This is a genomic window from Aeribacillus composti (assembly GCF_007827555.1).
GTDB classification, from domain to species: domain Bacteria; phylum Bacillota; class Bacilli; order Bacillales; family Aeribacillaceae; genus Aeribacillus; species Aeribacillus composti.
Genome location: NZ_VISS01000008.1, coordinates 35,190 through 49,133 on the forward strand (window position 1 = coordinate 35,190; position 13,944 = coordinate 49,133).

Annotated in this window: 11 protein-coding genes; 8 read left to right on the forward strand and 3 right to left on the reverse strand. The window is 38.6% G+C overall.

The window, feature by feature from the left end; translation table 11 throughout:
• The first annotated feature begins 487 nt into the window (after window positions 1–487).
• Together FB379_RS05895 and FB379_RS05900 are read left to right on the forward strand one after the other, a co-directional pair.
• A complete protein-coding gene (locus FB379_RS05895) occupies window positions 488–1,561 on the forward strand; it encodes a BtaManbiosPhlase (protein WP_144597399.1) in 1,074 nt (357 codons plus the stop codon).
• Between the two features lie 241 nt (window positions 1,562–1,802).
• Window positions 1,803–2,744: an MTP-1 family protein gene (locus FB379_RS05900; RefSeq protein WP_063388861.1), complete on the forward strand. Its 942-nt coding sequence runs from the start codon at window positions 1,803–1,805 to the stop codon at window positions 2,742–2,744.
• A gap of 426 nt (window positions 2,745–3,170) precedes the next feature.
• On the opposite strand, the gene FB379_RS05905 is transcribed toward FB379_RS05900, so the two are convergent.
• Window positions 3,171–4,463 (reverse strand): MFS transporter, encoded by a 1,293-nt coding sequence (locus tag FB379_RS05905; RefSeq protein WP_144597401.1) that lies wholly within the window; start codon window positions 4,461–4,463, stop codon window positions 3,171–3,173.
• Between the two features lie 576 nt (window positions 4,464–5,039).
• Window positions 5,040–6,011 (reverse strand): 2-hydroxyacid dehydrogenase, encoded by a 972-nt coding sequence (locus FB379_RS05910; protein ID WP_144597403.1) that lies wholly within the window; start codon window positions 6,009–6,011, stop codon window positions 5,040–5,042.
• 705 nt (window positions 6,012–6,716) lie between these two features.
• Here FB379_RS05910 and FB379_RS05915 point away from each other — a divergent pair.
• Window positions 6,717–7,157 carry a hypothetical protein gene (locus FB379_RS05915; protein ID WP_144597406.1) on the forward strand — a complete coding sequence of 147 codons (441 nt, stop codon included), beginning with the start codon at window positions 6,717–6,719 and terminating at the stop codon, window positions 7,155–7,157.
• A gap of 220 nt (window positions 7,158–7,377) precedes the next feature.
• Here FB379_RS05915 and FB379_RS05920 read toward each other — a convergent pair whose 3' ends face one another.
• A complete protein-coding gene (locus tag FB379_RS05920; protein ID WP_063388857.1) occupies window positions 7,378–8,298 on the reverse strand; it encodes a LysR family transcriptional regulator in 921 nt (306 codons plus the stop codon).
• Between the two features lie 156 nt (window positions 8,299–8,454).
• Between FB379_RS05920 and hpaB the strand changes: the two genes are divergently transcribed.
• The 5 genes from hpaB (at window position 8,455) to FB379_RS05945 (ending at window position 13,901) form a co-directional block, all read left to right on the forward strand.
• Complete coding sequence (gene hpaB / locus FB379_RS05925) at window positions 8,455–9,915, forward strand: 4-hydroxyphenylacetate 3-monooxygenase, oxygenase component (RefSeq protein ID WP_063388856.1); 1,461 nt, start codon at window positions 8,455–8,457, stop codon at window positions 9,913–9,915.
• Window positions 9,916–10,078: 163 nt separating this feature from the next.
• Window positions 10,079–11,059, forward strand: coding sequence for a 3,4-dihydroxyphenylacetate 2,3-dioxygenase (gene hpaD, locus FB379_RS05930; RefSeq protein WP_063388855.1), 981 nt, complete (start codon window positions 10,079–10,081; stop codon window positions 11,057–11,059).
• A gap of 26 nt (window positions 11,060–11,085) precedes the next feature.
• Window positions 11,086–12,510, forward strand: coding sequence for an aldehyde dehydrogenase family protein (locus tag FB379_RS05935; RefSeq protein WP_144597408.1), 1,425 nt, complete (start codon window positions 11,086–11,088; stop codon window positions 12,508–12,510).
• Window positions 12,511–12,535: 25 nt separating this feature from the next.
• Entirely contained in the window at window positions 12,536–13,012 is a 477-nt protein-coding gene (locus tag FB379_RS05940) for a flavin reductase family protein (RefSeq protein ID WP_144597410.1), read from the forward strand.
• A gap of 4 nt (window positions 13,013–13,016) precedes the next feature.
• Complete coding sequence (locus FB379_RS05945) at window positions 13,017–13,901, forward strand: FAD synthetase family protein (protein WP_158640170.1); 885 nt, start codon at window positions 13,017–13,019, stop codon at window positions 13,899–13,901.
• Window positions 13,902–13,944 lie beyond the last annotated feature (43 nt).

The window sequence follows — 13,944 nt, forward strand, 5'->3', positions numbered from 1 at the left end:
AGTAGTATTTCTCCCCAATCCTTCATTTTAGGAACCCATCGGACTGTCATTTTTATATAGAGAATTTTGTTTGAATTTGCTCTGTACACCCCTTGATAACCATCCCTGTCATTATGCAGTATGTCAATCTTTCGTTTGTTTTGTCACCATAAAAATAATGGCTCATCTTTCAATACATAAGTGCTGCGTTTTGCCTTGCCAATCCATTCAAGAGGTGTTTGTGGATTTTTGGACAGCTGGATTTCATGCTTTAACTCTTACCTTTGATTGAAAATTGCCATATCAACCTTGATTTTTATTCTGAATATTTATATTAGCGACGCTGTATAAATGAGATGTTCTTTGGATAGATAATTCAAACGTTGATCATGGATTGTTTAACATTCGATCACAATTGGTAACAGGAATTGAAAAGGGGACATTGAAGAAAAATAACATGGCAATTCAAAAAACTTCCTAGATTTTTTTAAAACAGGAGGCATTGGTTGTGAAAGTTTTTCGTTTTCCAGAAAATCCACTGATTGCTCCGGGCGATGTTAAACCTTTTCACCGTGGACATGAAGTAATAGGAGTTTTTAATGCTGGTGTTGCCCAGTTGAACGGCGAAGTGCTTCTATTGCTGCGCGTTGCTGAACGTCCTGTCTGTACAGATCCAAATGTCGTGAAAATTTCTTATATCGATTTTTCTTCAGGAAAAGGAAAGCTGAAAGAGATGGAATTGCAAAAAAATGACACAAGATATGATTTTTCTGACCCAAGAATGATTTTTTACAGTGATTCCATGCATAGAGCTGCCTATGTCACATCTTTATCTTATTTTCGGCTTGCCCGCAGCAAAGACGGACGGAATTTCACCATTGATGATAAACCTTTCATGTATCCGGAAACTGAACGTGAAGCATGGGGAATTGAAGACCCAAGAATTACTAAGATTGGTGCATCTTTTTACATTCAGTACAGCGCAGTGTCGCCTGAAGGCATTGGAGTGGGGCTTGCCTCAACAACTGATTTTAAAACATGCAGGCGGCTAGGGTTAATTTTTCATCCTGAAAACAAAGATGTGGCCATTTTTCCTGAAAAAATTAATGGCAAGTACTATGCGCTGCATCGACCTGTACCGAAAGGAATCGGCAGACCGGAAATATGGATTGCTGAATCGGACAATCTTTTATATTGGGGAAATCATCGGCATTTGCTTAGTCTTAGCGAAAAAGGATGGGACAGCTGCCGCATTGGCGGGGGAGCAGTTCCGTTTAAAACCGATAGAGGCTGGTTGGCTATTTATCATGGCGCTGATCAAAACGACTGCTATTCTTTAGGTGCTCTGCTTCTAGACTTGAATGATCCTGGGAAAATGTTAGCTAAGACGGAGGAACCCATTTTAAAGCCTGAAGCGGATTATGAAATGAACGGATTCTTCGGTCAAGTTGTATTTACATGCGGAGCTTTGACGGAAAATGGTACAGTTCGGATTTATTATGGTGCATCGGATCAATCGGTTGCAGGTGCGGAAATTTCTCTTGAAGAAATAATGGAAAAACTTCACAAACGTTTCATTTGAAATAGGGCAGGGCATATAAATAATTTGCTGATCTTTGTAAATGATATAATTGACGAAATACTTTTGTTATGTAAAATAATTAAAAGAATTCTTTTGAAAAGGTAAATAAAATGATGAATCCATTTGTAAAATATTTTTCCCCCGTTACACATCATTGTCAAGCATCATTGGAATTGAATATGATAAAACATCAGAAAGTCTTTGCTAGAAACAGAAATGCAAAAGTGTGGAGGGAGCTTTTGTGCGGTTGGAGAAAACGGGCATTAAGTCAAGCGCTAAGTTGCTAAAAGAATTTGAAAATGCTCCTCAGCCGATCAATCCACAAAAGTTAATTTTCAAAGGTGTAGGAAATAGGGACGTATATAATATCTCGGCGCCGTTTTTAGATGATGGGGAACTTGTCATAGCAGGTAGAGTAGAGCCTCGAAACAGCGAGCATTCAGAAGTATATTTCTTTGTAAATCGGGATGGAAAGTGGATTCCGAAAGAAGGAGCGCCGAAATTTCAGCTGCAGGATCCGTTCGTGACGAGAATTGGCGGAGATTTAGTTTTTGGCGGAGTTGAAATTTTTCCGCATCCCACTTTTAAAAGCTCACTTTGGTGGAGAACGCTTTTTTATAAAGGGAAGAATATTGCAGATTTAGAAAAATTCGCTAAAGGTCCTGAAGGCATGAAGGATATCAGAGTGATCGAATTAAAAGACGGATCAATTGGAGTGTTGACGAGGCCTCAAGGCGAGAAAGGCGGTCTCGGCAAAATTGGGTTTATCCGAATACCGACTCTTGATGATCTTAATCCCGAAAATCTCGAAAAAGCCACGCTTTTAGAGGGGCAATTCACGGATGAAGAATGGGGAGGAGCAAACGAACTGCATTTGCTTTCAAACGGTCTGATTGGTGTACTCGGACATATAGCAAGCAAAGATGAACAAGGGAACCGCCATTATTATCCGATGGTGTTTGTATTAGATCCTGATACAATGAAATTTTCTGATATGGAACTAATCGCAACGAGATCCCATTTTTTGAAAGGCGCAGCCAAGCGGCCTGACCTTGTCAATGTAGTTTTCAGCGGCGGTTTAATCAGAAAAGGGGATGGAACAGCTGATCTATATGTAGGCACCAGCGATGCAGAAGCGCAAAAAATTACCATTGCTGATCCGTTTGTGAAGTATGAAAAATAAGGAAGATTGCAAAATAAAAGGTTCATCATCAAAAGGCGGGGGTGACAAATTTTCTTCCCGTTTCTAGGCGGATACGAAAGAAAAGATGTGCGTTGTTTCGGTATCCATCCCCCCTTTTTGATGAGTTTTATTTTATTTTTTCCCAAAGCAAATGGAACAAAGAATGCATGGAGGTGCTGCTTGGGTTGGAAAAACAGCAGGCACTTCATCAGAAGGAATAGAAACCATAAAAAAATGGTAATGGCAGAATAGATTTGATAAACTGGTTTGTTTAGTCAACAATTACGATATCAGAGTTTTCGCTTTTTTTATACCTATTAATAGAAAAATTATTCATTTTATATTAACAACCCCAAGTATGGTGAGAAATAAAATAAAACCCAGATTATCCACATGGAATGGAATAATCTGGGTTTTGAGATTTTCTTAAGCTTTTATTTGTACTTTATCATTCAGCTCTCTATTCGCTCCATCTTTTACAGACCAAATAGCTACGAAGCTGATCAATGCAGCGAAAATAATATAAATGGCAACAGGAATGTAGGAATTATTAAATTCCACCAATAAAGCGGTTGCAATTAACGGTGCGGTCCCTCCGGCAACTGCAGCCCCAAGCTGATAGCCTAGAGATATTCCCGTATATCGAACCTTGGCCGAAAAAATTTCTGAAATCATTGTGCCAAGAACTGCATTCACAGATCCCCAAATAACGCCTAGGCCGATCACCGTTGCTAAAATTAATAAAAACACCGAATTTTGTTGAAGCATCCAAAAATATGGGAACGCATATAAAATAGTGAGTATAATTCCGCTAATATAAATCGTTTTTCGTCCGATTCGATCTGATAAGCTTCCGACGAGCGGAATGACGATTGTAGCTACGATAGAGCCTATCAGTACAGCATTTAATGCATCTGTATTATCAAAATTCAAAGTTGAAGTGGCATACGATACAATAAACGTACCGAATATATAAAACGGTGCAGTCTCCACGACTTTTGCACCCATCGCAATTAAAACCTCTTTCCAATGGTAGCGAAGAGTGTCTACCAATGGAATTTTAGCAACCTCTCCTTCTTGTTGAGCTTTTTTAAAGGCAGGCGTCTCATCAATTCCTTTTCTAATCCACAGCCCGAAAATTACAAGCAATGCACTTAACAGAAATGGAACACGCCAGCCCCATGACATAAATTGATCATGCGGCAAAAGTGACATAATTGAAAGGGCAAGGGTGCCTAAAATCAATCCTAAAGAAATTCCCATTTGAGGTACACTTCCAAAAAAACCTCTATTATTTTTTGAAGCATATTCAACAGCTAGTAAAACAGAGCCTCCCCATTCTCCGCCAAGAGCTAAACCTTGTATGAAACGCAACAGAGTCAAAAAGATAGGAGCCCAAATTCCGATCACTTGATACGTAGGCATTACCCCCATGCCAAATGTGGCAATTCCCATTAAGCTAAGGGTTAAAACCAATGTTTTCTTTCTTCCTAACCTGTCGCCAATATGGCTGAAAATAATTCCGCCAACAGGTCTGAGGAAAAACGCTAAAGCAAAAGAAGTATAGGCAATTAATAATCCGACTGTAGGGTCTTCATTAACAAAAAACAATTGGTTAAAAACTAATGATGCAACTGTTCCATAAAGAAAGTAGTCAAACCATTCAATCGCACTTCCTACTAAACTGGCAATCAATATTTTCCATTTACCCTTGACCACGGCTTTCTCCCCTTCTTCAAATTTTTCGTTCTAAAATCGAATTGTTTAAACGCTTTCATTTTTGCGAAGCTTTTAGTTCATTTAGAGCTTTGTCCGCCTCCTTTCATTTTATTAAATTTTCTGACAACAGATAAACAGGTCATCTGATGACCGGAAAATAGAAATATCTTTTTTTATATTAACATAAATGACATTTTTGTAAAAAGTATCTTTTTGAAAAAATTCCATTTCACGATACGTAAAGCAGATTATCCAACGTCCGATCTGCAAATAAAAACTAGCATCCATGACTGCTGAATGCTTTAAGGAAACGATTTGATTATTTCAGCACAATCATCAGCAGTGAATGAAATATAACAGAAAAAGCAGCCCATTGCAAAAAGAGTGGAGCTAAAGGCTGAACTTAGAACGGTTTGAATGAATCAGCATTTATCCCGGTTTCAGCAAGCAGCAGTTTAAGGACTCACATTTTATGTTTTCAAAGAAAAAAAGCGCCTCCGTGGAGAGCGTTTTTTATTTTGAAAAGATTTTTTGGAAAGGAGTGTTTCTGATGTTCAGAGGTTTGAAATTAGCAATTCACTTTCGCATCACTTCTTGATTTATTAAATTGGGCGGACATAATCCTTTCAGCCCCTTTATTAAATTTTCCGCCGCCAGTTTTGCCATTGCATACCGCGTTTCATAAGTTGCTGAGCCGATATGCGGTAATGTGACGACATTATTCATTTTTAACAGAGGGTGATCTTTCGGGACAGGTTCTTGTTCAAATACATCAAGCCCGGCACCTAAAATGAGTTTGTTTTGGAGCGCGTAAATAAGGTCTTTTTCGTTGACGGTCTGGCCCCTTGAACCGTTGATGAAAATGGCGCTTCGTTTCATCAATTGAAATTGTTTTAGCCCGATTAAATGCTTTGTTTCTGATGTTAACGGCGTCATGAGGCAGACAAAGTCTGATTGTTTTAGTAAGTCCTCAAGCTCGCAATAGATGGCATGAAATTGTTCCTCTGCCTTTTGATTGCGGGATCGGTTATGATATAAAATGTTCATGCCAAAACCGAAATGTGCTCTTTTGGCAATGGCGGTGCCGATTTTCCCCATGCCGATAATCCCAAGTGTTTTATGGTGAACGTCAACACCAAATAAATTTTCTCCAATCGGGGCTTCCCATTTGCCTTCTTTTACGTAACGATCTAACTCCGCCATTCTTCTAGCTGTTATAAGGAGCAGCCCAAAAATTGCATCAGCCGTTGTTTCATTTAAAACAGCAGGTGTATTGGTTGCCATAATGTTTCGTTTCGTTAATTCCTGAATGTCTAAATTGTCATATCCAACGGAAACATTGCTGACAATTCGCAATTTTGGAGCTTGCTTTAAAAAATGCTGATCGATTCGCATTCCTGCGCCAATAATCCCTTCAGCGTCATGTAAGTCATGCAGAAATATAGAATAGTCTTTACTGTCGGGGTAATATTTGATCTCACATACTTGTTTCAAGCTGTTTAAAATATCTTCAGGCAATTTTTTATATACTATCACCTTTGGTTTCATGTTTTTATCCTCCAAAAATATATTTTACATCAAGGCGGAATCTATTATGGAAGAAATTGTGCTGCACGTATTCTAAAGGTGTCTTTTATGTGAGAAAAATGGAAGTAAGCGATTGACCGATCTAAAGTTGAGCATGGAGATTTTCCCAATTGTTATCTAGGAAAACAAAGAAGGCTATCAAGGCTGCTTGTCCACAAAACCTCTGTTGATTTTGCAATTTACCTCTTAACGGCGCGTTAACAATACAGGCTTGAGAGCTTTCCCGCTTTTGGATCAGTTTCATAACATCTAATACAAGTTTGTCGGAGCACAGTTATAAATGGACGCAGCGATTCAAACGTCTTGGACGAGTTTGTCTGTTTGCTGAAAGGATGATTTTCTCACTAGGCGATATGTTCTAGTGTCCCTGTCAGCTGAAAAACAACTTAAAACCTAAAAGCGCTCTTCTCCGTAATCAGGACTTCTGGACATTTAGCACTATTTCATGCGTTTTTTTCAATGCGTTTTCGGCAATTTCATGCCCTTCAATTTTTCCTCCGTGTGCTGATTGAGAAGCAGCAATTTGTCATTCATAGATTGAAAGATACTATTCTTCAAAAATCGGTTCTTTCTACTAAATTATGTTAGTTCATTCGGAGGATGTATTTATGACCCACCCATATTATAATCAATCTGGATATTGATGGGATAGGAGGAATATTTATAATGAAAAAGAACTTCATAATAGGTGCAATAGCTGTTGTCTTAATACTTTTTGGTTTTGCTAGTTTTGGAGCAGCTCCGAAAAAAGCAGCAGGTCTTTCTCTTTTTCAATACAAAAGCGGCTATTTTACCAATTATGTCGAAACGCCAAGCTATCAAGAAAAGTGGACGAGCAGCACAAAAAATGTCTCCATCTCATACGGACGCATTGAAGCTTCAAGTGCAGCAAAAGGAACATTTAAGCTGTATATACAAATTAAACAAAATAATAAAGGAAGCTGGAAAACGATCAAAACGATCAATGCCAACAAAAACGGCACAACCCGTTTCGATTCACCGAAATTTTCACCAAAAGATCGTTACAGATTCAAGCTCGTTAACGAAGGAACCAAAAAGAAAGTTACGTATAAATTGACATGGGCAACAACAGGATCTAAGAAGTGATGAGGAAATATATTTCTTCATCACTTTTTAGTTGATGAAAACTATCCGCCGCCCAATATTTTGCGAACACAACCGTAGAATATTGAGAAAAGAAGCCAGCCTTTTAATCTAGTTAAGTCGAGGTCTTCTCTCGATTTCAATTTTAAGTCCTTGTGCCACTATAATAGACATGAATTCCAAACAAAGATTCTCTTCGGTGTGCATTTATTTATTTATTTATTTATTTATTTGGCTGCGGTCTGCCAAGCTGATCATCAATCGGATATTCAGTTTTTAGTATCTTAATAAAATTCGCTGCACTTTTAGACAGGTACCGATTTTTTTCGAAAATTATCGATGCTTCAGCTGTAATGGATGAATCCTCAATTTCCAGCATTTGAATGTTTGGAATTTGAAAATTGGAAACGGCAGATTTTGGGACAATCGTTGCACCTACACCTTCTGCAACTAATGATAAAAGAATCGTTACATCAGGACACTCGCATAAAATTTTTGGTTCAAATCCATGCCGCGCGCATTCATTCACAACCATTTCATACTGGCCTTTCCCGCTGATTCGGTGTAATAGAAGCAAAGGCATTTCTTTTATATCTTTCATTTGAATAGAATGATGTTTATAATTCCAATGCTGCGGGATGACGGCCACATATGGATCGCTTGGCAGTTTTATTGTTTGATATTCATCGGTATCAATGGGCAATCGTATAATCCCTACCTCTATTTCTCTGCTTTTTAAAAATTCACTGATTAAGAATGTATCTCCTTCTCTTAAATGGAATTTGACATTGGGGAATTTCTCAAGAAGCTTCCGCATTGTTTTGGGTAAATAGGAAAAGCATGATTTCACACATCCTATTGATAATGTGCCTTTCGTTCCATCGTTTATTTCTTGGACTTCCAAAATCATATCATTCAATTGATGAAGGAGCTGTTTCGTTTTTTTGTAGAAAATTTTCCCGGATTCCGTTAATTCAAGTTTTTTTCCGTTCCGTTCTAATAAAATGACTCCAAGCGTTTCCTCCAATTGCTTCAACTGATGACTTAAAGGCGGCTGCGCCATATGCAGCTTTTTCGCCGCGCGTGTAATTTGTCCTTCCTCGACAATCGCTGCAAAATATTTCAGCTGTTTAATGTCAATCAATCTGATCACCTCATGTGAAGGTGCATATTTTTTTTATATACAAAACCAATTTTTTTCATATTTTTCATATATGATATCATATGTTATATTATTTTTGAAGATTCAAAAAAGTAAATCGAATTGTGGATGAAAAAATCTATTTAAGGGGGAATGAAGATGCCTGCAAAAACTGGAAAAGAGTATATTGAGCGTTTGAAGAAAGCGAAAAGCAGCGTTTACATTCATGGGGAGAAAGTAGATGACGTCACGGAGCATCCTGCATTGAAAAATGTGATTCAATCAATGGCAAAGCTTTACGATCTTCAATATGAAAAAGCTGATAAGATGCTGTATACTTCACCAACAACAGGAGAAAAAGTCGGTATAACATTTATGCAGCCTACCACAAAAGAAGAACTGATTGCAAGACGCGAAGCAATACAGGAATGGGCTCGAACTTCCGCCGGAATGATGGGGCGGTCTCCGGATTATTTAAATGCTGAAGTGATGGCAATGGGAATAGCGAATGATCTGTTCGCAGAAGATGATCCAATGTATGCGGAGAACGCAAGAAAATATTATGAATATGCGAGAGAAAACGATATTTCTTTAACACATACCCTTATACATCCGCAGATTAATCGCTCTAAAGCTCAGCATGAGCAAAAGGATGCAAATGTTTCCTTGCATTTAGTCGAGAAAAATAAAGATGGAATTATTGTTGATGGGATTCGTTTGTTGGCTACGCAAGGCGGCATAACGGATGAAATATTAGTTTTTCCTTCAACAGTTAAAAAATCAAGTGAAGGGGATGACCCGTATTCATTAGCTTTTGCAATTCCAAATAATACTCCAGGCGTAAAATTTATTTGCCGCGAAGCCTTTGACTATGGAAAAAGTCATTGGGATCATCCGCTCGGGTCGCGATTTGAAGAAGGAGATGCTATTGTTTCATTTGAAAACGTTTTCGTTCCTTGGGAACGGGTATTTGTCTGTGGCAATTCTTCCATTTGCAACCGAACCTTCCGTGAGACGAATGCCGTTGTCCACATGTCGCATCAAGTAGTTGCCAAAAATGTAGTGAAAACTGAATTTATACTTGGAGTTGTCCTTTTAATTATGGAGGCTATTGGAATTGAACAGTTTCAGCATGTAAAAGATAAAGGAACAGAAATTATGCTGACTCTTGAGACAATGCGCAGTCATTTATATCGTGCAGAGCATAATGCAAAGCTTGATAAATGGGGAACAATGACGCCGGATTTTGCTGCGCTTGATGCTGCTCGAAATTGGTACCCAAGAATTTACCCTCGTTTAGTGGAAATCTTAAGGATTCTTGGCGCTTCTGGATTAATGGCCATTCCGACAGAAGCTGATTTTAATAATGAAGAAATCGGCGATATTGTCAGAAGAGCGATGCAAGGAGCAAATATTGATGGTTATGAGCGCGTTCAGTTGTTCCGTTTAGCTTGGGATATTACAATGAGTGCATTTGGTAGCCGTCAAACTCATTATGAATATTATTTCTTTGGAGATCCGGTCCGCATGGGTATGGTTTATTTTGACGGGTACGAAAAAGATTATTTCAAAGACTTGGTTCGTGAATTTTTAGGAGCTACAAAAGTAACAACTGTTTAACAAATAATAAATGAAGGTGCCACACGTTAATTGTGAAAGTGATCATGACAGCATAGCGAGTTGAACTTGACTTAATATACAATATCATATATGATTTTAGTGAACTATATTTTTCTGAAAATTTTCTATTCTCGGGGGAATTTAATAGGGAGGGACTTTCAAGATGGTAGATTTTAATATTATTCGTTGTGCAAGGGCGGTACTGTTGGTGACAAATTTGGAGGCTTCACGCGATTTTTATGAAAACGCTTTAGGGTTCGTTGTGACAGAGGCTGATGAAAACCATTTATATCTCAGAGGGTATGAGGAACATAATCATCACAGCCTGGTGTTGAAAAAAGCAGAGCAGCCTGGTGTGGAAGCGATCAGTTACAAGGTTTATTCCGATGAGGATTTAAACAAATTATATGACTATTTTCAACAAAAAAATATGAATCCAAAATGGATAGAAAATCAGCATGCAGTTGAAAGGGCTTTCCGTGTGCAGGATATTTCAGGTCTTCCAGTTGAGTTTTTTGCCAGAATGGACACGGTCGAAAGGCTGCTGCAAAGATATGACTTATATAAAGGAGCAAGAATACAGCGAATTGACCACTTTAATTGCATGGTGCCGGATGTACAAAAAGCATATGACTTTTACGTAAAAGAGCTGGGGTTTGCGTGCTCTGAGTATACCGAAACAGAGAATAATGAATTATGGGCTGCATGGCTGCATCGAAAACCTAATGTGCATGATTTGGCGTTTATGAATGGAAACGGCCCTCGTCTTCACCATATCGGCTTTTGGCTGTCGGATCAACTTAGTCTCATTCATGCCTGTGATGTGTTAGCGGCTATGGGATATGCGAAAAATATAGAAAGAGGCCCTGGACGCCATGGTCTTTCAAACGCATTTTTCCTCTATTTGCGTGATCCAGATGGACATCGAATTGAATTATACAATGGAGATTACTTGACAAGCGATCCGGATTTTCTGCCGATTCGCTGGGATATAAATGATCCAAGACGCCAAACATTTTGGGGGCATGAAGCACCGGACTGCTGGTTTAATGAAGCATCACAAGTATTTGATATTCATAGCGGAGAGTTAGTTGAACTAAAAGAGCCAAGTGTGCAAAAGCTAAAACCTGATTTTGTCATTTAATTTTAAGTAAGAAAAGAGAGGTAACGATGAAAAGAAAATTGTTTATTAATGGAAGTTGGGTAGGAGCAGAACATTATGCTCCTCTTTCCTCTCCATATGATAAAAAAGTAATTGCAGAAATTCCAATTGCTTCAGAAGCTGACGTTGAAAAAGCGATCGAAGCCGCACATAACGCCTTTCTGAAAATGGCGAAAATGCCAAAGCATGAACGCGGACATATTTTGGAAAAACTGGTGATGCTTTTAGATAAGAGGAAAGAGGAAGCGGCAGAAATTATTGCAAAAGAGGCGGCGAAGCCAATCAAAACAGCATTAGAGGAAGTGCAAAGAACCATTCAAACATACAAATTTTCGGCTGAAGAGGCAAAAAGAATTCATGGTGAGGCACTATCATTAGATGCGGCGCCCGGCGGGGAAAATCGGACTGCTTATACGGTTCGTGAACCGATCGGTGTAATAGGAGCTATCACTCCGTTTAATTTTCCAATGAATCTAGTTGCGCATAAAGTAGGACCGGCCATTGCCTCCGGAAATACGATTGTCTTAAAGCCGGCCTCCCAAACACCGTTATCTGCTTTCTTTATAGCTGAATTATTGCAGGAAGCAGGACTGCCTGATGGTGCATTAAATGTTGTAACAGGAAGCGGCAGCATCGTTGGCAAAAAAATCGTAGAAGATGAGCGGGTTAAAATGATTACGTTTACAGGAAGCCCGCAAGTCGGAAAAGAGATCAGAAATAAAGCAGGCTTGAAACGTGTCACGCTTGAGTTAGGTTCCAACTCGGCTTTGATCGTAGATGAAGGAATTGATGTTAAAAGCATCATTCCAAGATGTGTTAAAGGGGCTTTTTCTAACCAAGGGCAAGTATGCATCTCGCTGCAAAGAATTTACGTACATGAACATGTATATGATGAGTTTGTCAATGCATTTGTGAAAGAAACGGAAAAGCTGACAACAGGAGATCCGCTGGATTTTCAAACAGATGTTTCAGCGCTGATTTCCGAACATGATGTAATCCGTGTCATCAGCTGGATCGAAGAAGCTAAAAAAACAGGTGCAATAGTTGCAACAGGGGGAAATGCGAAAGGAAATATTGTCGAACCGACGGTTTTACTCAACACAAAACCTGATATGAAAGTTTCCTGTCAAGAAATTTTCGGCCCTGTAGTGTTAATCGAAAAGGTTTCATCGATTGAACAGGCTGTTGAGTATGTAAATGATTCCCGGTATGGACTGCAGGCAGGGATTTATACAAAAAATATCCACCATGCTTTATATGCGGCTGAAGAGCTAAAAGTAGGCGGTGTAATGATTAATGATATCCCGACGTTCCGAGTCGATCATATGCCATACGGTGGAGTGAAAGAGAGCGGAATGGGGAGAGAAGGAATTAAATATGCGATTGAAGAAATGACGGAGCTAAAATTAATCGTGATAAATCGGCAAGTATAAAAAAGCGTAAAAAGAGGTGTGTAACATGGATGATCGCACGTTTCGAAATGCAATGGGGAAGTTTGCGACAGGAGTCACTGTTATTACGACTGCCCTAAATGGGGAAGTACGCGGAATGACGGCAAATGCATTTATGTCTGTCTCTTTAGATCCTAAACTAATTCTCATTTCAATTGGAGAAAAAGCAAAAATGAATGAAATCATTAAGCAGACAGGAAAATTTACAGTAAATATTTTGTCTGAAGAACAACAAGATTTATCGATGCTTTTTGCCGGCCAATTAAAAGAGAAACAAAATGTTACTTTTGATTGGGTCGGTGATCAACCGGTGCTGCCCAATTCGTTAGCAAATATTTTATGTGACGTATACAATACACATGTTGCCGGCGACCACACTTTATACATTGGAAAGGTGACTGACATTTATATGAAGGAAGGTGACCCATTGTTATTTTTTGAAGGAAAATATAGAAATTTGGCTAGTCATGCCAACGCGGGGTGAATGGATGGAAGTCGTTTATATTAACAATTCCAAAGTATTAGCGGAATGCAAGCCCGAGCCGTGTGTCATGGCAGTCGGCTTCTTTGATGGAGTGCATTTAGGACATAAGAAAATCATTGAAAAAGCGAAAGAAATCGCGCAAGTAAAAAAACTAACATTTGCCGTGATGACGTTTTTTCCACATCCAAGTCAAGTCATTGAAACGGATAGAAAAGTTATCTCCTATCTGTCGCCGCTTCCTTCCAAAATGGAAATCTTTTCACAATTAGGGGTAGAGAAACTGTATATTGTAAAATTCGATAAAAATTTTTCTGAATTATCCGATCAAGACTTTGTGAATCAATACTTAAAAGGCTTGATGTGCAAACATGTCGTTGCCGGCTTCGACTTTACGTATGGTTTTAAAGGAAAAGGGAATATGGAGAAGCTGAAAAACGTTGGAACGGGATTTTTTGATGTGACGACTATTCCGAAAATCCAATATAAACAAGAAAAAATAAGCTCCTCCATGATTCGGAAGCTGCTAGAGTCAGGCCTTGTAAATGAAATACCTCATTATCTTGGGGATTATTATCGTGTTTCATGTTTAGTCAAATCGATGGAACGAGGGGATGCTGACAACAATTTTATTTTTAAAGCGCAAATCGATCATGATTATTTCCTGCCTAAACCGGGAATTTATAAAATCCAAATAGAATTCAATGAGACATTTTACAACGGTTTATGCCATATAACGAACAAAACATTAAAACCTTACTTATTTGAGGGTGTTATTGACGGATTGGATAGAATAGCAGAAAAAAATAATGTCCAATTGAGGTTCATAGAACAATTGCTTGATCGACCAGTTGCTGCTGCTTATGATCTTTTTAGCCGAACAGTCATATAATAATTTATAGTTGAAATCATATATGATTATATATATAATAAAA